The organism is Streptomyces sp. NBC_00388 (genome assembly GCF_036061255.1).
Classification (GTDB): Bacteria; Actinomycetota; Actinomycetes; order Streptomycetales; family Streptomycetaceae; genus Streptomyces.
In genome coordinates this window covers 4,666,044-4,690,831 of sequence record NZ_CP107948.1, presented here as the reverse complement: position 1 = coordinate 4,690,831, position 24,788 = coordinate 4,666,044, and the positions used below count along the sequence as shown (strand labels likewise).

Here is a 24,788-nt window from a genome sequence, read left to right as displayed (position 1 = left end):
GGTCCGGGCCTGTGAGCCTGTGCGCAGCGGTGGCTGCTGCCGCAGCAGCACCACTGCCGTCGCCTCAGCGCTTGTGCTGGGCGTCCGCCACCGTCACCTCGACGCGCTGGAACTCCTTCAGCTCGCTGTACCCCGTGGTCGCCATCGACCGGCGCAGCGCACCGAAGAAGTTCATCGAACCGTCCGGGATGTGCGAAGGCCCGGCGAGGACCTCCTCGGTCGTACCGACGATGCCAAGATCCACGAGCTTGCCGCGCGGCACGTCCTCGTGGACCGCCTCCATGCCCCAGTGGTGACCCTTGCCGGGGGCGTCCGACGCCCGGGCCAGCGGCGAACCGATCATGACCGAGTCCGCACCGCAGGCGATGGCCTTCGGCAGGTCGCCCGACCAGCCCACGCCGCCGTCCGCGATGACGTGGACATAGCGGCCACCGGACTCGTCCATGTAGTCGCGGCGGGCCGCGGCCACATCGGCGACCGCGGTCGCCATCGGGACCTGGATGCCCAGCACGTTGCGCGTGGTGTGCGCGGCGCCGCCGCCGAAGCCGACGAGCACACCGGCCGCCCCCGTACGCATCAGGTGCAGCGCGGCGGTGTACGTCGCGCAGCCGCCGACGATGACCGGAACGTCCAGCTCGTAGATGAACTGCTTCAGGTTCAGCGGCTCGGCGGCGCCCGACACGTGCTCGGCCGAGACCGTCGTACCGCGGATCACGAAGATGTCGACACCCGCGTCCACGACCGCCTTGGAGAACTGGGCGGTGCGCTGTGGGGAGAGCGCGGCGGCGGTGACCACACCCGAGTCGCGCACCTCCTTGATCCGCAGACCGATGAGGTCCTCCTGGATCGGGGCGGCGTAGATCTCCTGGAGGCGCCGCGTCGCGGTCTCCTCGTCGAGCTCCGCGATCTCGTCGAGCAGCGGCTGCGGGTCCTCGTACCGCGTCCACAGACCTTCGAGGTTCAGGACTCCGAGGCCGCCCATCTCACCGATGCGGATGGCGGTCTGCGGGGACACGACCGAGTCCATCGGAGCGGCCAGGAACGGCAGCTCGAACCGGTAGGCATCGATCTGCCAGGCGATCGACACCTCCTTCGGGTCCCGGGTGCGCCGGCTCGGCACGATGGCGATGTCGTCGAACGCGTACGCCCTGCGGCCGCGCTTGCCGCGCCCGATCTCGATCTCAGTCACGATGTGTGGCCTTTCCCTCTACGTCTGCCGTTCCAGTATCCCCGACGCGCACGCGGAAGCCCGCGGGCCGTCCGGCCCGCGGGCTTCCGCGGTGGTGCGTACGCCTCAGCGGCGTGCGTAGTTCGGTGCTTCGACGGTCATCTGGATGTCGTGCGGGTGGCTCTCCTTGAGCCCCGCCGAAGTGATCCGGACGAACCGGCCCTTGCTCTCCATCTCGTCGACGGTCGCAGCGCCCACATAGCCCATCGTCTGGCGGAGACCGCCGACGAGCTGGTGCAGCACGTTGCCCAGCGGGCCCCGGTAGGGCACCTGCCCCTCGATGCCCTCGGGCACGAGCTTGTCGTCGGACGACACGTCGGCCTGGAAGTAGCGGTCCTTGGAGTACGAACGGGCCTGGCCACGCGTCTGCATCGCGCCGAGCGAACCCATGCCGCGGTACGACTTGAACTGCTTGCCGTTGATGAAGAGCAGCTCACCCGGCGACTCCTCGCACCCGGCGAGCAGGCTGCCCAGCATCACGCTGTCGGCGCCGGCGGCCAGCGCCTTGCCGATGTCGCCCGAGTACTGGAGGCCGCCGTCGCCGATCACCGGGACACCCGCGGCGCGCGCGGCGAGCGCGGCCTCGTAGATCGCCGTGACCTGCGGGACCCCGATACCGGCGACCACACGCGTGGTGCAGATCGAACCGGGCCCGACACCGACCTTGACGCCGTCCACACCCGCGTCGACGAGCGCCTGGGCGCCGTCGCGAGTGGCGACGTTCCCGCCGATGACGTCCACCGAGACGCTCGACTTGATCTTCGCCATCCAGTTGAGGGCGTTGCTGTTGTGGCCGTGCGAGGTGTCCACGATCAGGAAGTCGGCTCCGGCCTCGGCCAGCGCCTGGGCGCGGTCGAGCGCCTCGGGGCTCGCCCCCACGGCAGCGCCGACGAGCAGCCTGCCCTCGGCGTCCTTCGCAGCGTTCGGGTACTTCTCGGCCTTCACGAAGTCCTTGACCGTGATCAGACCCTTGAGGATGCCCGCGTCGTTGACCAGCGGAAGCTTCTCGATCTTGTGCCGGCGCAGCAGCTGCATGGCGTCGGCGCCGGAGATCCCGACCTTGCCGGTCACCAGCGGCATCGGCGTCATGACCTCGCGCACCTGGCGGTTGCGGTCGGACTCGAAGGCCATGTCGCGGTTGGTGACGATGCCGAGCAGCTTGCCCGCCGGGTCGGTCACCGGGACACCGCTGATGCGGAACTTGGCGCACAGCTCGTCGGCCTCGCGCAGCGTCGCGTCCGGGTGCACCGTGATCGGGTCGGTGACCATGCCGGACTCGGAGCGCTTGACCAGGTCGACCTGGTTGGCCTGGTCCTCGATCGAGAGATTGCGGTGCAGCACACCGACGCCGCCCTGCCGGGCCATCGCGATGGCCATCCGGGCCTCGGTGACCTTGTCCATGGCGGCGGACAGCAGCGGGATGTTCACGGTGACGTTCCGCGAGATCCTGGACGAGGTGTCGACGGCGTTCGGGAGCACTTCAGATGCGCCCGGCAGCAGCAGCACGTCGTCGTATGTCAGCCCGAGCGTCGCGAATTTCTCGGGCACTCCGTCGACGTTTGCAGTCATGACACCTTCCCCAAATGGCCTTGATCGGTGCGGATGTCCATGCTAACGGGCTGAAGAGGCCTCTCATTCCACGAACGGCCCGATCCGGAATCCTTGGAGGTTTCTACCGCCGCACCGCTCCGCGGCCCCCACCGCACGGGCACCGCGCACGTCGCCGGGGCGGTCGCCGGTGACTGTGACGAATGTCCTGGCACGGGTCCGGTGCCGGGACGGGCTGATGGCGGGGAGGGGATGGCGGCGCGACCTGACGGACGGGAGGGGCTGACGGCGGCCGGCCGGACCGGCAGAGCTGCGCCGGTACCGCTGCCGGTACCGCAGAGGCAGTGCCGGAGCCCGCCTACTGCTCGGCCAGGGCCCGCAGTCGGCTCAGGGCCCGGTGCTGGGCTACGCGTACGGCTCCCGGCGACATCCCCAGCATCTGCCCTGTCTCCTCGGCGGTGAGCCCGACGGCGACCCGCAGCACGAGTAGCTCGCGCTGGTTCTCCGGGAGGTTGGCCAGCAGTTTCCTGGCCCAGGCGGCTTCGCTGCTGAGCAGCGCCCGCTCCTCGGGGCCGAGCGAATCGTCGGGCCGCTCGGGCATCTCGTCCGACGGAACGGCGGTGGACCCGGGGTGGCGCATGGCCGCACGCTGAAGATCGGCGACCTTGTGGGTCGCGATGGCGAAAACGAAGGCCTCGAAGGGCCGGCCCGTGTCCTTGTAGCGCGGCAGCGCCATCAGTACGGCGACACAGACCTCCTGGGCGAGGTCCTCCACGAAGTGGCGTGCATCGCCGGGCAGCCTGTTCAGCCGCGTACGGCAGTAGCGCAGGGCCAGCGGATGGACGTGCGCCAGCAGGTCATGTGTGGCCTGCTGGTCTCCGTCGACAGCGAGATGGACGAGAGCGCCGATGGCCCCATGGGCGTTCGCAGCCTCGTCGTCACGCATCGGTCCATGGTGCCTGGGCACCGGACCTTCCGCTTCACCGCGCTCGTAGTTGTGCACCGAAGCGTTATGAGCAGGTGCGCCGGAACTCATCCCCTGCGCCCTCCCCTCCCGCTCGAACGACTCGTCCCCGAGGAACTCCACACCTCAAGGATGCGGCATCGCGCGGGAAACAGAGTTGGGGCGTCCGCCACCCCGTCCGCCACCGAGCGGACGGGGGTACTGCCGGTCATCCTCTAACGAACCAGGCCCCACCGGAAACCGAGTGCCACCGCATGGGCACGGTCCGAGGCGCCGAGCTTCTTGAAGAGCCGCCTGGCGTGCGTCTTCACCGTGTCCTCGGAGAGGAAGAGCTCGCGGCCGATCTCCGCGTTCGACCGTCCGTGACTCATCCCTTCGAGCACCTGGATCTCACGGGCAGTGAGCGTGGGAGCCGCGCCCATCTCGGCCGAACGGAGCCGCCGGGGGGCGAGCCGCCAGGTCGGATCGGCGAGTGCCTGCGTCACCGTGGCACGCAGTTCGGCGCGCGAGGCGTCCTTGTGCAGATAGCCGCGGGCACCGGCGGCGACCGCCAGGGCCACACCGTCCAGGTCCTCGGCGACCGTCAGCATGATGATCCGGGCACCGGGGTCGGCGGAGAGCAGCCGGCGCACCGTCTCCACACCACCCAGGCCGGGCATGCGTACGTCCATCAGAATCAGGTCCGAACGGTCAGCTCCCCAGCGGCGGAGGACTTCCTCACCGTTGGCTGCCGTCGTCACCCGCTCGACGCCGGGCACCGTCGCGACTGCGCGACGGAGCGCTTCTCGGGCAAGCGGGGAATCGTCGCAGACGAGGACGGATGTCATGACCGCCCTCCGCAGCTGATGCGCGTCACCTTGAGCCTCCAGGCTGGGTACAAATCGTCACCTGTGCGGTCGACGCCTCTCGGACATGTGCCCGAGCGCTTCTTCTTTCAACCGCCCACGCACCCTTAACGATGGTCACTCGAAAGAGTTACGGGCCGGACGGCCGCCTTCGACACTCTACGTGAGGGGTCGGTCGCGGAGCAGAGTCCCACGCCTCACTTGTCCAGTTTGAAGGGTAATGACCCGTTCAGCTGCTTTTCTTCCATTTTGCTGGTGTCTATGACTAGATTCGTAATGAGTCATATTTACATCTACTTACATCGTGGATGGACGGTCGCGGGCACGGTCGACATCACCGCCCCCGCCTCAGCAACGGCTTCAAGGGGACAAGCAATGGCAGATTTCTCCCGCCTTCCCGGACCCAATGCCGACCTATGGGACTGGCAGCTCCTCGCGGCCTGCCGCGGGGTGGACAGCTCGCTCTTCTTCCACCCGGAGGGGGAACGCGGCGCTGCACGCAGCGCGCGCGAGACTTCCGCGAAAGAGGTCTGCATGCGTTGTCCTGTCCGTGCCGAGTGCGCGGCGCACGCACTCGCCGTACGCGAGCCCTACGGGGTGTGGGGCGGCCTGACGGAGGACGAACGCGAGGAACTGATGGGCCGCGCCCGCAACCGGCTGATCACGGCAGCGTCTCCGAACGGGTCCGGGCCCGCTTAGCGCTCCAACGGCCGAACCCGACGGGGAAACGTTCCTGCACAGGCCCTAGCGTCACAGGCCCTAGCGTCACAGGCCCTTGCGTCACAGGCTCCTGCGGCACAGGCCCTTGCGTCACAGGCTTGAGCAGCCGCACAGCCTCTTACGCGGCGCAGGCTCTTCCGGCACGCCCGCGTTCAGGACACACCGACGCCCCCAGGGCGCTCGCCGCGTTCATCCGCGCGCTGTCCGCGCGCGCCGCTCACCCACGCCGCTCACCCGCGTTCCCGTTCAGCGTGCGGCAGCCCGGGCGAGGTGGTCGAGGGTGGCCGCGACAGCGGGGACCTGGGCCAGGTCGGTCAGCGTCAGAGCGACGATCTCGCGCTGGACCGCCGGCTCCACCGCCACGGTCCGGGCGCCCTTGGACCGTACGGACTCGATCGCCAGCTCCGGCAGGACCGCGACGCCCAGGCCCGCGCCGACCAGGCCGATCACCGCCGGGTAGTCGTCCGTCGCGAAGTCGATCCGGGGAGTGAAGCCCGCACTCTCGCAGACCTCGACCAGTTGGCGGCGGCACCGCGGGCAGCCCGCGATCCACGACTCCCCTGCCAGATCGCCGACGGTGATGGAGCCCGCACCGGCCAGCCGGTGCCCGTCGGGGACAAGTCCGACCATGCGATCGGTGAGCAGCGGCCGTACGACTAGGTCGTCCCACTCGTCCGTGGCGGGACCGTAGCGGAAGGCGAGCGCCACGTCGCAGTCCCCGTCGCGCACCATCTCGACGGAGCGCGGCGGCTCCCCCTCGACCAGTGAGACCCGGGTGCCCGGGTGGGCGGCCCGCAGCGCGGCCAGTGCCGTGGGGACCAGCGTCGAACTGCCACTGGGGAACGACACCAGCCGGACCCGGCCCGCTCGCAGCCCGGCGATGGCGGCGACTTCCTCCTCGGCTGCGGTGAGTCCGGCGAGGATGCCGCCCGCGTGGCGGACCAGGGCCTCCCCTGCCTGCGTGAGCCGCATCTCGCGGCCCGTACGGATCAGCAGCGTCGTGCCCGATGACGCCTCCAGAGCCTTCATCTGCTGGCTGACCGCGGGCTGGGTACAGCCCAGCTCGCGGGCGGCCGCGGAGAAGGATCCGGTGCCGGCGACGGCTCGGAGAACTCGGAGATGACGCGCCTCGATCATAGAGCGAGCATAAGCGTTTCTTGGGGCCGATGCGGATTTCCACGTACCGGCTATGAAGAAGGCTGGGTCCCGGAGCGCGGACATCCCGGTCCCGGTGAACCTCTAGCCTCACTCCATGAGACTTCTGTCAGTGAATGTGGGGCGGGCCAGAGCCGCCGCGTACACGGACGCCGAAAGCGGGCGGACCGGTGTCGACAAGCGGCCCGTCGACGGGCCCGTACGGGTCTTCTCGCCGGGCCCCAAGGGGGTGGGCGCCGGCGGGGTCGAGGGTGACTCGGTCTGTGACCTGCGCTTCCACGGCGGCGACGACCGCGCGGTGTACGCCTTCGCGCGCGAGGACCTCGACGCCTGGGAGGAGGAGCTCGGCCGTCCGCTCGCCGACGGCTCGTTCGCCGAGAACCTCACCACCAGCGGTGTCGATGTGAGCGGCGCACTCATCGGCGAGCGGTGGCGGATCGGCCCCGACGTCGTACTGGAGGTCACCGGCGGCCGCATCCCCTGCCGTACGTTCCAGGGGCACCTGGGCGAGCCGGGGTGGGTCAGACGCTTCACCCTGGCCGGGGCTCCCGGGGCGCTGCTGCGCGTGATCGAGCCTGGCGCTTTCCGCGCGGGCGACGCGGTCGAGGTCGTACGCCGCCCGGAGCACGACATCACGGTGGCGCTGCTCTTCCGTGCGGTGACCGTCGAGCGTCGGCTCCTGCCGCGGACGCTGGTGGCGGCGGAGTGGATGGAGTCGGGGCTGCTCGGCGTGGCACGTGACTACACGGAGAAGCACGGAAGTACGGGCTGACGGACGCCGAGGAGGATCGGCTGAGGCGGAACGGGGGTTCACCCGTATTCGGCCCGGTTCCGCCGTGGCACACCGGGGGGTTCGGCCGTATTCGGCCCGGTGCGGCCGGGGCACGGCAGGGGTTCAGCGGTGTTCGGCCGGGCGCGGCGGGGCACTAACGTTCCGCCCATGACGACAGCACTGATCACGGGCGCGACAGCGGGAATCGGGGCCGCCTTCGCGCGGCGGCTGGCCACGGACGGACACAACCTCGTTCTGGTGGCACGCAATACCGCACGGTTGCAGGAGCAGGCGACCGAACTGCACGACCGGCACGGTATCGAGGCCGAGGTGCTGACAGCGGATCTCGGCACCGAGGACGGCATCGCCCTCGTGGAGAAGCGCCTCGCGGACTCCCGGCACTCGATCGATCTGCTGGTCAACAACGCCGGGTTCGGGAACAAGGGCCAGTTCCTCGACGTTCCGATGGCCGACGAACTGATGATGCTCAAGGTGCACTGCGAGGCGGTGTTGCGGCTGACCTCGGCCGCGGTGCCGGGGATGCGGGAGCGGGGACGCGGTGGCGTCGTCAACGTGGCGTCAGTGGCGGCTTTCCTGCCGCGCGGTACGTACGGCGCTTCGAAGGCCTGGGTCGTGCAGTTCACCCAGGGTGCCGCCCGGGATCTGAGCGGCTCGGGGGTGCGGCTGATGGCGCTGTGCCCTGGCTTCGTGCGTACGGAGTTCCATGAGCGGGCGGGCATGGGGACGGACAACATCCCTGGGTGGATGTGGCTGGACGCCGACAAACTGGTGACGGCGGCACTCGCCGATCTCGCTCGCGGGAAGTCCCTGTCGATTCCGGACCCGCGGTACAAGGCGCTGATGGGCGCGGTGAAGCTGGCGCCGCGCGGCCTGCTCGGAGGGGTCGCCTCCAAGACAGGCCGCAAGTACGGTCCTCAGTGAGCTGATCCGGTCTGCCGGGCGATCAGCGCTGTGGCGTGCCTCGGTGACCAGCGCTGACGTGTGCCTCTGTGAGCCAGCGCTGACGTGTGCCTCTGTGAGCCAGCGCTGGCGCGTGCTTCTGTGGCGTGCTTCTGCGAGTTGCTCCACCGGCGTGCGCTTGCGAGTCGCTCCGCCGGTGTACCTCTGTGAGCCGCTCCACCGGCGTATTTCTGGTTGCTCCTCCGGCGTACCTCTGTGAGCTGACCGGGCACCTGCCCGGTGACCGTGGCAGCGGGGCGCAGGTCAGCGCCTGGTGCCCGGACCCGCGTAGGCACCGATGTCGGGGGCGCCCGGCTTCAGCTTGTTGCCGAAGTAGTCCCTGCCGCCGTTGTCGGGGACGGCTGTTCCCGCGCCGATGGCGGGTGAGCCCTTCGCCAGGCGGAAGTCGTCGCCCAGCAGCGGGTCCGCCGTGATGCCGCCCGGGTCGGGGCGGGTCATGTCGATCCCGTAGAAGGCGTTGTGGTCGAACGTGAGGCCCGCCGTCGGGTTGGAGAAGCCGTAGCCGCCGGTCCCCCCGCTCACGAAGATGTTGTTGCGGATGTGCTGCTCGTGCTGGGTGGTGGCAGGGCTGCTGTTGTCGTCCTGGACCAGATACCCGGGGATCGTCTCCTTGTTGGCGAAGGAGTTGTTGTAGATCTGGGTGTTGATGATGGGGCCCGCGCAGTTCTGGAGCAGCCGGGTGCCGTCGTCACGGCTCACGTTGTACCGGGCGACGGTGTCGACCGTCTTCGCTCCGCTGTACGGGCAGACCAGCAGGAAGCCGCCCTTGTTGTCGTGGCTGTAGTTGTACTGGAAGACCGTGTGGCGGGAGGCCCCGTCCGCGTCGAACGACATGCCGTCGTGGCTGTTGCCCCCGCCGGAGACCTCGTTGTGCTGGATCAGGGTGTCGTCGGTGTTGAACGTCCAGATTCCTGCGTTGGCCGAGGGCGAACGCAACTGGAACCCGTCGACCCTGTTGCGCTCCACGACCGCGCCGCTGGTGGTGTCCAGCTTCATCCCGTCACCGCCGATGGATTTCAGCGTGTTGTCGTGGACGCGGACACCGGTGGACGGGGTCCAGGCGCCGGGGTAGACGTTCGGGTCCTGCTGGCTGCCGACCAGATCGCGCTTGGAGAACGTCGACTTGAAGTAGATGCCCTCGCGGTCGACGTTCTCGATGCGGTTGTGGTGAATGTCCAGCCCGTCGTAACTGCTGGCCTTCGCCGTGCCCTCGACGTCGATGTGGATGGCGCTGGAACCGGTGAGGGTCTTGGCATCGCCGCCACGTACGTCGTGGATGTAGAGATGGTCGATCTCGAAGCCGTGGGCGGTGCCGTAATCGGTGAGGCGTAGCCGGACGGCGTTGCGTTCGCTGCCGGGGTTCTCGGCGTTGGTGATCTCCAGTCCGGACAGGTGGACGTACTGGGTGTTGGAGAGCAGTACGGCGTCATGGGCGCCCCCGCCGTCTATCCGGGCCCGGTCGCCGGCCGGACCGTAGCCGGCGATGGTGAAGGGCGCGCGGGACGAGCCGGATCCCTTCGGGGCGAGGGAACCGGTGCACGTCGTGCCTCGTTCGAAGAGGAGACGGTCGCCGGGGCCGTAGATGTGGTCGTTGGCCTGGTCGAGCGTGGTCCAGGGATGGCGCGCCGAGCCGTCGCTCCCGGCCGTCGCGCCGGCTGCGGCCGAGCAGTCGACGTGGAAGGTGGCTCCGGGATGGGGAGCCGGCCGGGCGTGGGCCGATCGGCTGCGGGGCGACTGGCTGTGGGCCGACTGGGCGAAGGGGGCCTGGGAGGTGGCCGGTTGTGCAGCGGTGTCATGCGCCGGGGCGGCGGCCCCGGCGGGACTGACCGTCCGGGCAGCGACGGCGGCTTGGGCCGGGGAGGCAAGTCCCGTCACCGCGAGGGCGGTGAGGGACGCGGCGGTCAGAGCGGTGTGCGCAAGGCGCGGACTCATCATTCCTCCGGGAGTTCCGGGAGTCGCAGGACGGCGGTGGTGCCGTCCCACCACGTCACGTGGATCGTGCGGGGATCGCTGACATGGATGTCCGCCAGTGCTGCGGCGGGGGCGGGATCGGGCTCGGCGGTGAGCGAGGCGAGGCTGACGAAGAGCGACTCGGGCGCGGTGGTGACACCGTCGAGCGCGAGGACCCGCGAAATCGGGCCGAACAGGGTGGGTCCCGCCGCGCGTCGGTATGGACCTGCTTCGTAGCCGTGGACAGGGTGGAGCTGGCCGGTGAGGCGGGAGCCCGTGAGAGGGAGGGCCATGGCGGGTGCGCTCGTCGACACGACGGCCCAGCCCGTCTGGCGTACGCGGGCGCCCACGCCGGCCCCGACGACCAGATGCGCACGGAGCTCCGCACGGCCGTGGGCCAGAGTGGCTGAGACGATTCGCACGCCGGGGGCCGGCACGCTCACGGACGCCACCCAGCCGGGTCCGGAGGCCAGCGGGGTGGCTGGGCCGCGAGGGGTGGACACGCCCTCGACGACCAGCGCGAAGTGGTTGTCGCACGGGGTGTCGAGAGGGGCTGGAGAAGATGCAGAAGAAGGGGCAGGAACAGCGGCAGCGGCAGTACCGGTAGAGGCAGCGGCGGGAGGTTGCGCTGGTGTGGTGGTATCGGCCGTGGCTCCGGGAGGCGTTCCGACGGCGGTCGTGAATCCGGTGCGGGTGGAGTACGCGTAGCGGGAGTACCCGGGGTCGTCGCCCTCGCCGACATGATTGCTGCCGTGGTTGTGCAGACGTACAAGTCCGTCAGCCGCGGTGGACTGGATCAGCAGGGCGGGCGGGCCCAGCACGGTCACGGCGTCCGACGTCTCGACCGGCAGTGGCTCCTCCCGCGCCGTCCAGACCGGGTGGTCGGCGGGCATCAGCAGCCCGAGGAATCCCTTGGACGCCCAGTAGGGCGATGCGGGCCCCGAGTACGGCTGGATGATCGGTTCGTACGGGCCGTGCCAGCCCAGCGTGAGCAGTCCGCGTTCATCGGTCGCGCGACGGCGCGGTGCACGGGTGCGGACGGCCGGAGCCGTACGGTCCTGCCGGTCCGCCTCGGCCACCGTGGCCACCTCGGCCACTTCGGCCGGGGAAGGCTGCGGGCCTTCGTCCCCTTCCATGAAGTACCGCAGGGTCCCCGAGGCCAGCCGGCGGGTGGCGCCGGGCGACAGCGGCGTGTGACCGGTCATGGCGCCGAGCCAGGGAGCGGCTGCGGCCGCAAAACGGTAGGTGAGCGAGCGGCCGTACGGCATGGGGGCGCCGTCCGCGCCGAACATCCGCGTGTACGCGTCGAGGTGGGCGGCCAGCCGGGGCCCGTACCGGGCCAGCAGTTCCCCGTCCCCGCCGAGGTGGGCGTGGAGGACCGGGTAGAAGTGCATCGCCCAGGCGTTGTAGTGGTCGAACGAACGGTTGGGGCCGTCGCTGTACCAGCCATCGCCGAGCCACCAGTCCTCGATGCGCGACAGCGCACGGTCGATCGTCTGTCGCGCCCGGTCCGTCTCGATCCCGGCGTCCTGCAGGAAGCCTGCGACGGTGAGGCCGAAGAGCCACCAGTTGTTGTTCACGGGCGAGGGTCGGAGCGCGGGCAGCAACCAGTCGACGGCCTGCTGCTGCGTCCGGTCATCGAGGGCGTCCCACAGCCACGGCCTGGTGAGACGCAGACCGAGCGCGACGGACGCGGACTCGACGACGGCCTGTGGGACGTCGGCCGTGCTGGGCCAGCGGTCCGGGTCCTCGGTGCCCGCCCGCTCCAGGGCCGGCACCGTGCCCGCCGCGAGGCCTTCGGCGTAACGCGGCAGGAAGCCGTGCGGATCGAGACCCTTCGCGCCCGCCACCCGGAAGGCGGCAAGAAGCCAGCTGCGGGCGTAGCCTTCGAGGCCGTCGGAGCGTCGGCCCGACCAACTGGGCCGCCGGCCGGGGAGATTGATCAGACCATGACGGGGCGAGGCATAGGGCCGCACAGCCAGCAGCAGGTCATCGGCTGCCGCTTCCCAGTCGTCGCGGGTCATGCCGGTGTACGGGCTGAGGTGATCCGGGCTGAGGTGATCCGGGCTGGGCCGGTACGGCCGGCCGGGGCGCTGGGGCGGGCCGGGCCGATCCGACGGGCTGGGCCGGCCAGACGGGCTGGACGGGCTCGGCGGGTTCGGGCTCGGCATGATGCTCCCTGGAAGGCGGACTTCGGCGTCGCCCGGAATCTTCAACCCGCGGATGATCGAACGTCAATGCACGAGTGACGAATGATCGAAACTCCCATCGTTCGATCAATGTGCACTAAAGTCTGGCCGTGACGTCCGGGCCCGCCCCTGAGCCGCCCCGTAGCCCCTCGTCACAGTCGACAGCCATGGAGCCGAGCCACGGATCCGACGACCCGCACCGCCCGCCGCCGGGCCACCGGCACCCGAGCGGGAGACAACCGCACAGCAGGCCGGCCGTTCAGTCCGGCAAGCACGCATACCCACCCACCACACCGCGAGGGGGACCGCCGCCGTGCGCGAGAGTGCCGACGAACGCCATGACCGACTGCTCGAACTCGTACGTGAGCAGGGATCGGCCCGGGTCTCCGAGCTCGCGGCACGGCTCGGCGTCTCCCCCGTCACGGTCCGCCGGGACGTCGAGACGCTCGCGGAGCGCGGACTGCTCGACCGGGTGCACGGCTCGGTCTCCTGGCCCCGGTCCGCGGCTGCCGCAGGCGGAGCGCTGCCGGCCCCCGGCGGCGGCGGTCCCGTGCTCGGGCTGCTGGCCCCTTCCGCGACCTACTACTTCGCCGAAGTGATCAGGGGGGCACACGAAGCGGCAGCGCAGGCCGGCGCCCGGCTCATCCTGCGGATCTCCGACTACCGCCCCGAGGAGGACAAGGCCCGCGCGGAAGGCCTGCTGGCGGCAGGCGCCGACGGACTGCTGATCGCGCCGGGCTGGCAGGCCGCCGGCGACCAGGCCGCTTACGGCGACTGGATGTCGGAGCTGCCGGTACCCGCCGTACTCCTGGAGCGGCAGCCGGCACCCGGCAGCCCGCTCGACGACATGGACCGGGTCTGCTCCGATCACCGGCACGGGGTGCTGCTCGCCCTGCGGCATCTGATCCGTCTCGGCCACGGCGTGCCCTTGCTGGTGGCGCGCGCCGACAGCCCCACCGCACTCGCGGTACGAGCCGGTTACGACGAGGCGCTGGGCGCGCTGGGGCTGGAGCAGCCACGCCCCGTGATCGATTCGGTGCCGGCCGAGCTGGACCGCGTCCATTTCGAGGAGGCCGTACGGGCCGTGCAGGCCGCCGTGACCACGGGGGGCGTGACGGCGGCCCTGGTCCACAACGACGTGGACGCCATCCATCTGGTGCAGCGCCTGGCCGAGCTGGGTGTACGCGTACCGCAGGATCTGGCTCTGGTCGCCTACGACGACGAGGTGGCCGCCCTGGCGGACACCCCGCTCACCGCGGTGGCTCCGCCGAAACGCCAGGTCGGGCTGTACGGGACCCGGATGCTGGTCGAGCGGCTCACCGCGGGGCCGCGCAGCCGGACGGCGGAGCAGCAGGAGCAGGAGCCGGGACAGCATCTGGCGCTGCTTCCCAGGCTGCACGTACGGGTTTCCTGCGGGGCCGAAGCGGTCCGGTAGGCCCCGTCCGGGGGCAGCCCGGGGGCCGGGCATGGCAGGACGCCGGGAAGGGGGCTGCGGCGCGGGCGCACCCTGCGCCGATGGGGCACCACGGCCTCCCGGCCTCTCCGGCTTTTCGATAACGCTCTGATCTTTTTTCGATCATTCAATCTTTCGCTCTTGACTTCGGTCATTGTGAGGCCAAGGATCACGGCCAACGTCAATGTCGCCGCTAGCTCAGGAGTCTCGCTGTGAGCCGCAGTTGGAGCAGAACGACCCTTTCCATAGCCGGCGCCGCCACTGCCCTGGCCGTCCTCACGGCCTGCGGCAGCAGCGGCGACGACTCCGCGAAGGGCACCGACGGCAAGCCCGTGACCATCACGTTCTGGGGCTGGGCCAAGGGATCCAAGGAGACCGTGGACGCGTTCAACGCCTCGCACAAGAACATCCACGTGAAGTACGAGGAGATCCCGTCCGGCAACGCCGGCGGCTACGCCAAGATCTCCAACGCGGTCAAGGCGGGCAACGCCCCCGACCTGGTCTCCATCGAGTACCCCCAGCTGCCGGAGTACGTCAGCCAGGGCGCGCTCCAGGACATCAGCAAGTACATGACCGACGACGTGAAGAAGAAGTTCCTTCCGCAGGCCGTCGAGCAGACCACCCTGGGCGGCAAGAACTGGGCGGTCCCCTTCGACGCGTCGCCCCAGGCCTTCTACTACCGCAAGGACCTGTTCAGCAAGTACGGCGTCGCGGTCCCCAAGACCTGGGACGACTTCCGCAAGGCCGCGGAGAAGGTCAAGAAGGCCGACAAGAAGGCACGGATCGGGACCTTCTTCCCGGACGACCCGACGACCTTCGAGGCGATGACCTGGCAGGCCGGTGCCCAGTGGTTCAAGGCTGACGGTGACACGTGGAAGGTCAACACCACGGACGCCGCCACCAACAAGGTCGCCGACTACTGGCAGGGTCTGATCAAGGACGATCTGATCCGCTCGCAGGCCTCCTTCAGCCCGGAGTGGACCAACTCCCTGAAGAACGGCGGCACCATCGGCTACGTCGGCGCCGCCTGGGGCGCCGGGGTCCTGAAGTCCACGCTGCCCGAGCAGACCGGCAAGTGGGCCATCGCCCCCATGCCGACCTGGGACGGCAAGGCCGCGAGCGGCATGCTCGGCGGCTCCACCTGGGCCGTGACCAAGGACAGCAAGCACGCCGACGCGGCAGTCGAGTTCGCCAAGTGGATGTCGACCACACAGGACGGCATCAAGGCCCGCATCGCCTCGGGCACTTCGAGCGCCTACCCGGCGGCGACCGGACTGTTGCCCGCAGCCAAGAAGGCCTTCGACGCCTCCTACTACGGCGGTCAGGACATCTACCAGCTGTTCGGTACCGCAGCTGCCTCGATCAAGCCCGGCTGGACCTGGGGCCCGGCGACCGGCACGACGAACACCGCCATCAAGGACCAGTTCGGCAAGGTCGCCAGCGGTGACACCACGATCACCGGGGCGGTCAAGGCCGGCCATGACGCGACCGTCCAGGAACTGAAGAAGCGCGGACTGAAGGTCGAGGGCTAGACCGACATGAAGGCCCGCACCCGCGCCGCCGCGATTCTGCTGACCCCCTTCTACGTCCTGTTCACCGCTGTGATGCTGGTGCCGATCGGATACGCGGTCTGGCTCAGCCTCTTCACCGAGAAGCAGTCGGGGCTGGGGTTCGGCGGCTCCGAGTCCGTCTTCTCGGGTCTCGACAACTACGCGGCGGCGCTGGGTGACCGGGCCTTCCGCGACGGCTTCGGCGTACTCCTCGGATACTGCGTCATCTACATCCCCCTGATGGTCTGCGGAGCCCTCGCACTCGCGCTGCTGCTGGACTCCGCGCTGGCCAGGGCCAAGCGCTTCTTCCAACTGGCGCTCTTCCTGCCGCACGCCGTTCCCGGCATCATCGCGGCGCTGATCTGGGTCTACCTCTACACACCCGGCCTGAGCCCGGTCGTCTCTGCGATGCACTCGGGCGGTATCGGCTTCAACTTCTTCTCCTCCTCGGGCGCTCTCCCCTCCATCGTCAACATCGCGCTGTGGGAGTGGCTCGGCTACAACATGGTGATCTTCTACGCCGCCCTGCAGGCAATCGACCGCTCGGTTCTCGAAGCGGCCACGGTGGACGGCGCCGGAGGCTGGCGCACCGCCGTCAGCATCAAACTCCCCCTGATCCGGGCCTCCGTGGTGATGGTCGCCCTGTTCACCATCATCGGCTCGCTCCAGCTGTTCACCGAGCCGCTGATCCTCAACAGCGGCTCGGGGTCCGCCGTCTCCTCCACCTGGACACCGAACATGTACGCGTACACCGCTGCCTTCTCCCGCAACGACTACGGGCTCGCGGCGTCCGCATCCGTGCTCCTGGCTCTCACCGCCGCGCTGCTGTCGTTCCTCGTCACCCGCTTCACCGGCCGCAAGGGGAAGAACGCATGAGCCCCCGCCCCGCACCGAGGAACCGCTGGCTCTCGAAGACCGCGGTCAACGGCGCACTGGTCCTCGCCGTCGTCTACATGCTCTTCCCGCTCATCTGGCTGGTCACCGCCTCCACGAAGGACACAGGCGGGCTGCTCTCCGGCAACGCCTTCTCCTTCCAGGGCTTCGACCTCGGCCAGAACCTCTCCGACCTGGCCTCCTACGGCGGCGGCGTCTACTTCCGCTGGTACGGGAACAGCCTTCTGTACGCGGGAGTGGGCGCCGTCCTGTGCTCACTGATCTGCGTCGCGGCCGGATACGCCTTCGACAAGTACGAATTCCGGGGCAAGGAGCAGCTCTTCGGGCTCGTCCTGCTCGGCGTCCTGGTACCCACCACCGCGCTCGCCCTGCCGATGTACCTGCTGGCCAGCAAGATCGGCATCGTCAACACCTACTGGTCGGTGCTGATCCCGGTCCTGGTCAACCCCTTCGGCGTCTATCTGGCCCGGGTCTTCAGCGCCGGCTACATCCCGAACGAGGCCCTGGAGGCAGCTCGTATCGACGGGGCCGGCGAACTGCGGACCTTCTGGTCCATCGGTATGCCCATGATGATGCCGGGGTTCGTGACGATCTTCCTCTTCCAGTTCACAGCGATCTGGAACAACTTCTTCCTCCCCCTGGTCATGCTCTCGGACCGCGATCTCTTCCCCTTGAGCCTCGGCCTGTACTCGTGGAACACCAACACTCATGGCGAGCCGAGCTTTTACCCCCTCGTGGTCACCGGCTCCCTCCTCGCGGTCATCCCCCTGATCGTCGCCTTCGTCTCCCTCCAGCGGCACTGGAAGGCCGGTCTGACCGCCGGAAGCGTCAAATGACCACCGCCGAACGGCCACCGGACACCCCGGGCCCGGCCGGGGCCGCCCCACCAGCCCTGCCCCGGCCGGGGCAGGACCGGTCCGAGCCGCCCAGCCAGCCGGGCCCGACACAGACCGGGCCACGCCCGGAGCAACCGAAAAGGAGCACTGGGACCACCATGCACCACGCCACTGACAATCGGCCGGGCGTCCTGCTGGCGATGGCCCCGGGCATCATGGAGCGCCTTTTCGCCGAGCGCCACCACGTACGGCTCGCCACTCTCGCGCGTACGGACAGCCGGCTGGTCGCCCACGACCTGACGAGACCCACGGCCGAGGCGGCCGCGGCTCTCGCCGAGGCCGAAGTCCTCTTCACCTGCTGGGGTGCCACCCCGCTCACCCCCCGGATCCTGGCATCCGCACCCCGGCTGCGCGCCGTCGTCCACGCGGCCGGTTCGGTCAAGCACCACATCACCGAAGCGTGCTGGGAGCGCGGCATCACCGTCGCCTCGGCAGCGGCGGCCAACGCGCTGCCCGTGGCCGAGTACACCCTCGCCGCGATCCTGCTCGCCAACAAACGCGTCCTGCAGTCCGCCCAGCGGTACCGCGCGATGCGCGGCGAACACGACTGGCGCGACGAGCTGGACGGCGCGGGCAACTACCGCCGCACGGTCGGCGTCATCGGCGCCTCCCGGATCGGCCGCCGGGTGATCGAACTGCTGCGCCCCTTCGATCTGCGGGTACTGCTCTACGACCCGTACGTCGACGCCGCCGAGGCCGCCACGCTCGGCGTGGAGCCGGTGTCGCTGGACGAACTGTGCACCCGCAGCGACATCGTCACCGTCCATGCCCCGCAGCTTCCTGCCACCCGGCACATGATCGGCGCCCGTCAACTGGCTGCGATGCAGGACGGAGCAACGCTGATCAACACGGCCCGCGGCTCGCTGATCGACGAGCACGCGCTCGTTCCGGAACTGTCCGGCGGGCGGCTGCACGCCGTGCTCGATGTCACGGATCCCGAGACCCCGGGTGCGGATTCGCCCCTCTACGACCTGCCGAACGTTCTGCTGACGCCTCATATCGCCGGGTCACTGGGCGGCGAGCTGCACCGGATGGCGGACCAGGCCCTGGACGAACTCGAACGCTACGTGTCGGGGCAGCCGTTCGCGGACCCAGTGTTCCCGTCGGACCTGACGCACTCGGCCTGACGCATTCGGCCTGACGCACTCGGCCCGACGCATTCGGCCTGACGCATTCGGCTCGATGGGAGCGGCTTGGACAGGAGCGGCCTAACGGGAACGGCCCGACGGGAGCGGCTGCCGCGGACGTTCCGGAACCACCGAGGCCCGGTACCCCTTCGAAGTGAAGGGGTACCGGGCCTCAGACGTGCGTGGTGTCAGCCTCAGTGCGAGTGGCCGTGGCCGTGGCCCGCCTCGGGCTCCTCCTCCGCCGGCTTCTCGACGACCAGGGTCTCGGTCGTGAGCAGCAGCGAAGCGATGGACGCGGCGTTCTCCAGCGCGGAGCGGGTGACCTTGACCGGGTCGATGACGCCGGCCTTCACCAGGTCGCCGTACTCGCCGGTCGCGGCGTTGAAGCCGTTGCCCTTGTCGAGCTCGGCGACCTTCGAGGTGATGACGTAACCCTCAAGGCCGGCGTTCTCGGCGATCCAGCGCAGCGGCTCGACGGCGGCGCGGCGGACGACGGCGACACCGGTCGCCTCGTCGCCGGTCTTGCCGAGGTTGCCCTCAAGCACCTTGACGGCGTGCACCAGAGCGGAGCCACCACCGGAGACGATGCCCTCCTCGACCGCGGCGCGGGTCGCGGAGATGGCGTCCTCCAGACGGTGCTTCTTCTCCTTGAGCTCCACCTCGGTGGCAGCGCCGACGCGGATCACGCACACGCCGCCGGCCAGCTTCGCAAGGCGCTCCTGGAGCTTCTCGCGGTCCCAGTCGGAGTCCGTGGACTCGATCTCGGCCTTGATCTGGTTGACGCGGCCCTGGACCTCGTCGGACTTGCCACCGCCGTCGACGATGACGGTGTCGTCCTTGGAGATGGTCACGCGGCGGGCGGTGCCCAGCACGTCGAGACCGGCCTGGTCGAGCTTGAGGCCGACCTCCTCGGCGATGACCGTGGCACCGGTGAGGGTGGCCATGTCGCCGAGCATCGCCTTGCGGCGGTCGCCGAAGCCGGGGGCCTTGACCGCGACCGCGTTGAAGGTGCCGCGGATCTTGTTCACGACCAGGGTCGACAGGGCCTCGCCCTCGACGTCCTCGGCGATGATCAGCAGCGGCTTGGAGCCACCCGCCTGGATGACCTTCTCAAGCAGCGGCAGCAGGTCCTGGATCGAACCGATCTTGCCCTGGTGGATCAGGATGTACGGGTCGTCGAGGACGGCCTCCATACGCTCCTGGTCGGTCACCATGTACGGCGAGAGGTAACCCTTGTCGAAGGCCATGCCCTCGGTGAAGTCCAGGTCGAGGCCGAAGGTGTTGGACTCCTCGACGGTGATGACACCGTCCTTGCCGACCTTGTCCATGGCCTCGGCGATGAGCTCGCCGACCTGCTTGTCCTGCGCGGAGAGACCGGCGACAGCAGCGATGTCCGACTTGTCATCGATCGGGCGGGCGGTCGCGAGGAGCTCCTCGGACACAGCCTTGACCGCGGCGTCGATGCCCTTCTTCAGGGAGGCGGGGGAAGCGCCGGCGGCAACGTTGCGCAGGCCCTCGCGGACCAGCGCCTGGGCCAGCACAGTGGCGGTGGTGGTGCCGTCACCCGCGATGTCGTTGGTCTTGGTCGCCACCTCCTTCACCAGCTGCGCGCCGAGGTTCTCGTACGGGTCGTCGAGCTCGACCTCACGGGCGATCGTGACACCGTCGTTGGTGATGGTGGGGGCACCGAACTTCTTGTCGATGACGACGTTGCGGCCCTTGGGGCCGATCGTCACCTTGACCGTGTCGGCAAGCTTGTTGACGCCGCGCTCAAGGGCGCGACGGGCGTCCTCGTCGAACTTCAGGATCTTCGCCATGGAGCTGATTCAGTCCTCTCAAAAACGAACTGCGCCCCCGGCGCCCGCCACTCGGTGTGCGAACACAGCAGATGCGGGGCCAGGGGCACAGATCAAGAAATACGTCGGTGAATTACTTCTCGACGATCGCGAGAACGTCGCGAGCCGAGAGGACGAGGTACTCCTCGCCGTTGTACTTCACCTCGGTGCCGCCGTACTTGCTGTACAGCACGACATCGCCGGCCTTGACGTCAAGCGGAAGACGCTCGCCGTTCTCGAAGCGGCCCGGGCCCACGGCCAGGACGACGCCCTCCTGGGGCTTCTCCTTGGCGGTGTCCGGAATGACCAGGCCGGAGGCCGTGGTCTGCTCGGCGTCGAGCGGCTGGACCACAATGCGGTCCTCGAGCGGCTTAATGGCAACCTTGGAGCTGGTTGTCGACACGATCCGGTCTCCCCCTTCGGAGATCTCACGGGGTGAACTGTCTGAGTGGCGACCGGATGGATCCGTCGTCGCGGGTGCCGGACCGGCCCGTCGCCATATTTGGCACTCTCCCGTGGGGAGTGCCAGAACTGAGACTAGGACGGCAGTTAGCACTCGGTCAAGCGGAGTGCCAATGTGCCACGGCCATGTCGCTCGCCCCCGGGTCTCCTTCCGATGCCGCGGGCAGCCCCGCCGCCGCCCCTCCGGCGTCCGTGAGTGGTCCCGCTCGCCCTGCGCGCCGTGCTCACATCCCAGTGGGCCTGCTGCTGCCCCGCCCCGCGGTGAACGGATCGGCGACCGCCTCCTCCCCTCAGGGCACGCATCGCAGGGCACGCGTCGCAGGGCACGCATCGCAGGGCACGCATCGGTGACAGATCGGTGGCCACCCGCCCACGGCGGACGGATCCGGCGATCACCCACAATGGACGGGTGACCGACCTCGACGCCTTCACCGCGCTGTTCACCGATGAGGGCCTCGCCCTGCTCCGATCCCTGCGGGAGTACGACCCGGCACAGGAGCTGGCGGTCGCCACCCGGTTGCGCCGGACGCACCCCACCGAGCTCGTCTCCGCCGCACTCGCCCAGGCCCGGCTGCGGCAGCGCGCCGTGCCGAAATTCGGCGCCGAGGACGCGTACCGGATGTTCTTCACCCCCAACGGCGTGGAGCAGTCGACGCGTAAGTCCGTCGCCGAGTACCGCGCCCGGCGCTTCTCCGCGCTGGGCGTGCGCAGCGTCGCCGACCTGTGCTGCGGCATCGGCGGTGACGCGCTGGCGCTGGCACGCGCCGGGATCTCCGTACTGGCTGTCGACCGCGATCCGCTGACAGCCGAAGTCGTACGGGCCAACGCCGACGCACTCGGGCTGGGCAGCCTGATCGAGGTGCGGTGCGCGGATGTGACAGACGTCGACACCGGGCCGTACGACGCGGTCTTCGCCGACCCGGCACGGCGTGGCGGGCGCGGCCGGATCTTCAACCCCGAGGCCTACTCGCCGCCGCTGTCCTGGGCCACCGGCGCGGTGGCCGGCCGCCCGGCCCCGGGGTCGCCGGCCGGGGCACCCGGAGCCATCAAGATCGCGCCGGGCATCCCGCACGAGATGATCGCGGGCGGGGCCGAGGCCGAGTGGATCTCCGACAGCGGCGACGTCAAGGAGGCGGTGCTCTGGTTCGGCACGGAACCAGGACTGCGCCGCGCCACGCTGCTCCCCTCGGGAGCCACCCTCACGGGCCGCGGCCTTCCCGACCCCGCAGTGCGCCCACTCGGCCGGTACCTGTACGAACCGGACGGCGCCGTCATCCGCGCCCATCTCGTCGCCGAGGTCGCCGGTGAACTCGGCGGCGGCCTGATCGACGAGACCATCGCCTACATCACGGCGGACGACCTGCGGCCCACGCCGTATGCGATCGCCTACGAGATCACGGACGAGCTGCCCTTCGGTCTGAAGAAGCTGAAGGCCCTGTTGCGCGAGCGGGAAGTAGGGAACCTCACGGTCAAGAAGCGCGGCTCGGCAGTCGAACCGGAGGAGGTGCGGCGCAGGGTGAAGCCACAGGGGCCGAACGCGGCGACCGTCATCCTCACCCGGGTCGCAGGCGCCCCCGCGATGCTGATCGGACAGCCCGCGAGCACCTGACGGGCCGGGCTCCCCTCTCTCCCGAGCTCGCTTCTCGCCTCTCAGATCTCGCCTCTCGCTTCTCGCCTCTCAGATCTCGCCTCTCGCCTCTCGCCTCTCAGATCTCGGCGTCGCCCTCCAACAGCTCAGGCCAGGTCGGTCAACTCGTCGGCGTACACCTGGGACAGCGGCTGTGGCCCCACGTACTGCTGGCAGTTGCAGACCCCGGGCTCGAAGCTGAGCGGCTTCTTGTTCTCGTCCCAGGCCGTCGGCACCTCGACGGTCTCGTGGCACTTGCCCTTCCGGTCGTGCTTGGCAAGGTGATGCGTGCAGCCGCAGACCGGCTCGGGCGGCTTGTGTGCCGCCTCGATCTGCCTGCGCTCACGTTCGGCCGTCTCCAGCCGTTCCATTCTGCGCTCATGGCGCGTACGGAGCGCCGTGCGGCCGGTATCTGCTATCCAGCCGAAACCGCCGACCATGAAGAAGATGAATACCCACCAGAACCAGTCCACTTGCGACCCCTTCCCCCATGGCCCATGTGTTCCGGCTCCAAGCGTACGTCCGCGGGCTGCGGGCTGCGGGCTGCGGGCTGCGGGCTGCGGGCTGCGGGCTGCGGGCTGCGGGAACCGTAGCGCCGGACGGCAATCCGGGCGTGGCCTCAGGGTGGGGTGCCCGGTGAGGGCCCGTCCCGCCGGGCCGCTGGACTGAAGCACACTGCGCCGAATGCCGGATGGACGGATGGGCCGAGCGCCGCCCTGTCCCCCGTACGGACCGTGCGCGAGGCGGGATCCGACGGGCCGTCAGAGGATGATCAACATGACGCCTCGTAAGCCGTCGCGCCCGTCGGCGCGTTTGTCGCCCCTCACGCCCCCCTCGCCCCGTCCCGCTCCGCACCGCATGCCGCCGGGTGAGTCGCCCCGTACAGGCATGGGCGGGTTGCTCCGCAAGGCCGCCCCGGCCCCGGCCTCCGTGTCCCGTAAAACCGCAGGCCGGGCCGTCGGTTGTGCTGTCGCCACTTCCCTGCTGCTCGGCGGGCCGGCTTTCGCCGTGACGCCGCCACCCCCTGCTGTCACACCGTCAGCAGGTGCCGACGCTCCCGCGGCGCCCACGGGTCAGGACCGACCGGCCTGGACTGCCTGTCCCGCGCCTTCCCTGGCACAGGGCGGCGGCAAGGCTCCCGGCACCGGGTGGACCTGCGCCACCCTGCACGTCCCTCTCGACTACGCCAAGCCCGGAGGGAAGACGATCCCGCTGGCGCTGATCCGGCACCGTGCCACCGGGCCCGGGAAGCGCATCGGTTCGCTGGTCTACAACTTCGGTGGCCCCGGCGGCTCGGGCGTCGACACACTGCCTGCCTTCACCCCCACGTTCGCGAAGCTCAACACCCGCTATGACCTGGTGAGCTTCGATCCGCGCGGAGTCGGTAACAGCGCACCGGTCAACTGCCTCACCGACCCGGAGACCGACGCGCTCAACGCCGTCGACTCCACCCCCGACACCCCGGCCGAGGTCCGCCGGTGGATGGACGCGACCCGGAACTTCGCGGCGCAGTGCACCAAGAAGTCCGGCTCCCTCCTGCCCTACCTGACGACCACCAACGTGGCCAGGGACCTGGACCGTATTCGCCTGGCGGTGGGGGACAAGAGACTGAACTACTACGGCTTCTCGTACGGCACGGAGCTGGGCGCGACCTACGCCCACCTCTTCCCGAAGCGAGTCGGCCGTACGGTGCTCGACGGCGTGATGCACCCCGACAAGGGCTTCGAGCAGGGCGCTCTCTACCAGCTGAAGGGCTTTCAGCTGGCCCTGGACCACTTCGCGAAGTCGTGCGTGGCTGCCACGTACCTCTGTCCACTGCACCGTTCCACGCCCGAGGGCGTCGAGAAGGTACTCATCGATCTTGTGGCCGGTCTGGAGAAGCACCCCGCAGCCGCGGCGAAGGGCCGCACGCTCACTGACTCGCTCGCGCTGACAGCGATCGAGGGTGCGCTGTACTCGCCGGACGGTGGCTGGACACGGATGGCGAGTGCGGTCGCCGCCTACCTGCGCGCCCACAACCCCGCGGCGCTCCTGGCGATGGCCGACAGCATGATGGGCCGCGACGCCGCAGGGCACTACTCGAACAGCAACAACGTCTTCGCGGCGACCAGTTGTGCCGACTTCGGTGTCCCGGTGCAGCGGGCCGGGATCGAGCAGCGGCTGCCCGCCTACCGCAAGGCGTCGCCGCTGTTCGGCCCGCAGTTCGCGTGGGCGCTGAACCAGTGCACGTACTGGCCCGTCAAGGGAGCCATGAAGCACATGGAGGTCAGCGCGAAGGGGGCCCCGCCCATCCTGGTCATCGGCAACACGGGCGACCCCGCCACCCCGTACGGCGGGGCGAAGGCGATGGCAAGGCGACTCGGTAAGGGTGTGGGGGTGCTGGTCACCTGGAAGGGCGGTGAGGGGCACTGTTCGTACGGGAACGGGAGCGCGTGCATCGACGGCACGGCGAACGCGTATCTGCTGGACGGGAAGGTCCCGGCTTACGGGACCAGCTGTTCCTGAGGGCGGCCGGCTCCTGTTCCAGAGGCCTCTGGAGGCGAGGGGAGAGGCCTCGGGGGGCCTCGGGGGGCCTCGGGGGGCCTCGGGGGG

At 69.6% G+C, this 24,788-nt stretch carries 20 protein-coding genes; 10 read left to right on the top strand and 10 right to left on the bottom strand.

Annotated features, from left to right (window positions below; translation table 11 throughout):
* Positions 1-64 precede the first annotated feature (64 nt).
* From OG917_RS21135 to OG917_RS21120, 4 genes are all read right to left on the bottom strand, one after another.
* A complete protein-coding gene (locus OG917_RS21135; RefSeq protein WP_328319157.1) occupies positions 65-1,189 on the bottom strand; it encodes a GuaB3 family IMP dehydrogenase-related protein in 1,125 nt (374 codons plus the stop codon).
* 105 nt (positions 1,190-1,294) lie between these two features.
* Positions 1,295-2,797 carry an IMP dehydrogenase gene (guaB, locus tag OG917_RS21130; RefSeq protein ID WP_328319156.1) on the bottom strand — a complete coding sequence of 501 codons (1,503 nt, stop codon included), beginning with the start codon at positions 2,795-2,797 and terminating at the stop codon, positions 1,295-1,297.
* Between the two features lie 337 nt (positions 2,798-3,134).
* Positions 3,135-3,722 carry a sigma-70 family RNA polymerase sigma factor gene (locus tag OG917_RS21125; protein WP_328319155.1) on the bottom strand — a complete coding sequence of 196 codons (588 nt, stop codon included), beginning with the start codon at positions 3,720-3,722 and terminating at the stop codon, positions 3,135-3,137.
* Between the two features lie 233 nt (positions 3,723-3,955).
* The gene (locus OG917_RS21120; protein ID WP_003948568.1) at positions 3,956-4,567 is read right to left on the bottom strand and encodes a response regulator transcription factor; all 612 of its coding nucleotides are present in this window, start codon (positions 4,565-4,567) and stop codon (positions 3,956-3,958) included.
* Positions 4,568-4,960: 393 nt separating this feature from the next.
* Here OG917_RS21120 and OG917_RS21115 point away from each other — a divergent pair, with 393 nt between their 5' ends.
* Positions 4,961-5,284, top strand: a complete 324-nt coding sequence (locus OG917_RS21115; protein ID WP_328319154.1) for a WhiB family transcriptional regulator — start codon at positions 4,961-4,963, stop codon at positions 5,282-5,284.
* A gap of 267 nt (positions 5,285-5,551) precedes the next feature.
* On the opposite strand, the gene OG917_RS21110 is transcribed toward OG917_RS21115, so the two are convergent.
* Positions 5,552-6,442 carry a LysR family transcriptional regulator gene (locus OG917_RS21110; RefSeq protein ID WP_328319153.1) on the bottom strand — a complete coding sequence of 297 codons (891 nt, stop codon included), beginning with the start codon at positions 6,440-6,442 and terminating at the stop codon, positions 5,552-5,554.
* 115 nt (positions 6,443-6,557) lie between these two features.
* On the opposite strand from OG917_RS21110, the gene OG917_RS21105 reads away from it, so the two are divergent.
* Both OG917_RS21105 and OG917_RS21100 read left to right on the top strand, forming a co-directional pair.
* Entirely contained in the window at positions 6,558-7,232 is a 675-nt protein-coding gene (locus OG917_RS21105) for an MOSC domain-containing protein (protein WP_328319152.1), read from the top strand.
* A gap of 168 nt (positions 7,233-7,400) precedes the next feature.
* On the top strand, positions 7,401-8,174 hold the full coding sequence (locus OG917_RS21100) for an SDR family NAD(P)-dependent oxidoreductase (RefSeq protein WP_328319151.1): 774 nt from the start codon (positions 7,401-7,403) through the stop codon (positions 8,172-8,174).
* 282 nt (positions 8,175-8,456) lie between these two features.
* On the opposite strand, the gene OG917_RS21095 is transcribed toward OG917_RS21100, so the two are convergent.
* Positions 8,457-10,145 carry a right-handed parallel beta-helix repeat-containing protein gene (locus OG917_RS21095; RefSeq protein ID WP_328319150.1) on the bottom strand — a complete coding sequence of 563 codons (1,689 nt, stop codon included), beginning with the start codon at positions 10,143-10,145 and terminating at the stop codon, positions 8,457-8,459.
* Positions 10,145-12,187, bottom strand: a complete 2,043-nt coding sequence (locus OG917_RS21090) for a DUF2264 domain-containing protein (protein ID WP_328319149.1) — start codon at positions 12,185-12,187, stop codon at positions 10,145-10,147. Before OG917_RS21090 ends, OG917_RS21095 begins: the two co-directional genes overlap by 1 nt.
* Before the next feature lie 478 nt (positions 12,188-12,665).
* Here OG917_RS21090 and OG917_RS21085 point away from each other — a divergent pair, with 478 nt between their 5' ends.
* The 5 genes from OG917_RS21085 (at position 12,666) to OG917_RS21065 (ending at position 18,272) form a co-directional block, all read left to right on the top strand.
* Entirely contained in the window at positions 12,666-13,787 is a 1,122-nt protein-coding gene (locus OG917_RS21085; RefSeq protein ID WP_328319148.1) for a substrate-binding domain-containing protein, read from the top strand.
* 230 nt (positions 13,788-14,017) lie between these two features.
* Entirely contained in the window at positions 14,018-15,337 is a 1,320-nt protein-coding gene (locus tag OG917_RS21080) for an ABC transporter substrate-binding protein (protein ID WP_328319147.1), read from the top strand.
* A 6-nt stretch (positions 15,338-15,343) separates the two neighbouring features.
* Positions 15,344-16,231 carry a carbohydrate ABC transporter permease gene (locus tag OG917_RS21075; protein ID WP_328319146.1) on the top strand — a complete coding sequence of 296 codons (888 nt, stop codon included), beginning with the start codon at positions 15,344-15,346 and terminating at the stop codon, positions 16,229-16,231.
* Positions 16,228-17,085 carry a carbohydrate ABC transporter permease gene (locus tag OG917_RS21070; protein WP_328319145.1) on the top strand — a complete coding sequence of 286 codons (858 nt, stop codon included), beginning with the start codon at positions 16,228-16,230 and terminating at the stop codon, positions 17,083-17,085. The genes OG917_RS21075 and OG917_RS21070 overlap by 4 nt, the downstream gene beginning before the upstream one ends.
* A gap of 158 nt (positions 17,086-17,243) precedes the next feature.
* Positions 17,244-18,272, top strand: a complete 1,029-nt coding sequence (locus OG917_RS21065) for a hydroxyacid dehydrogenase (RefSeq protein ID WP_328319144.1) — start codon at positions 17,244-17,246, stop codon at positions 18,270-18,272.
* A 194-nt stretch (positions 18,273-18,466) separates the two neighbouring features.
* Here the strand turns inward: OG917_RS21065 and groL are convergent, their stop codons facing one another.
* Together groL and groES are read right to left on the bottom strand one after the other, a co-directional pair.
* Complete coding sequence (groL, locus tag OG917_RS21060) at positions 18,467-20,089, bottom strand: chaperonin GroEL (RefSeq protein WP_328319143.1); 1,623 nt, start codon at positions 20,087-20,089, stop codon at positions 18,467-18,469.
* Positions 20,090-20,201: 112 nt separating this feature from the next.
* Positions 20,202-20,510: a co-chaperone GroES gene (gene groES, locus OG917_RS21055; protein WP_164262571.1), complete on the bottom strand. Its 309-nt coding sequence runs from the start codon at positions 20,508-20,510 to the stop codon at positions 20,202-20,204.
* 468 nt (positions 20,511-20,978) lie between these two features.
* On the opposite strand from groES, the gene OG917_RS21050 reads away from it, so the two are divergent.
* A complete protein-coding gene (locus tag OG917_RS21050; protein WP_328319142.1) occupies positions 20,979-22,178 on the top strand; it encodes a THUMP-like domain-containing protein in 1,200 nt (399 codons plus the stop codon).
* A 125-nt stretch (positions 22,179-22,303) separates the two neighbouring features.
* Here OG917_RS21050 and OG917_RS21045 read toward each other — a convergent pair whose 3' ends face one another.
* The gene (locus tag OG917_RS21045; RefSeq protein ID WP_328319141.1) at positions 22,304-22,669 is read right to left on the bottom strand and encodes a hypothetical protein; all 366 of its coding nucleotides are present in this window, start codon (positions 22,667-22,669) and stop codon (positions 22,304-22,306) included.
* Between the two features lie 535 nt (positions 22,670-23,204).
* Between OG917_RS21045 and OG917_RS21040 the strand changes: the two genes are divergently transcribed.
* Positions 23,205-24,701, top strand: coding sequence for an alpha/beta hydrolase (locus tag OG917_RS21040; RefSeq protein ID WP_328319140.1), 1,497 nt, complete (start codon positions 23,205-23,207; stop codon positions 24,699-24,701).
* Positions 24,702-24,788 lie beyond the last annotated feature (87 nt).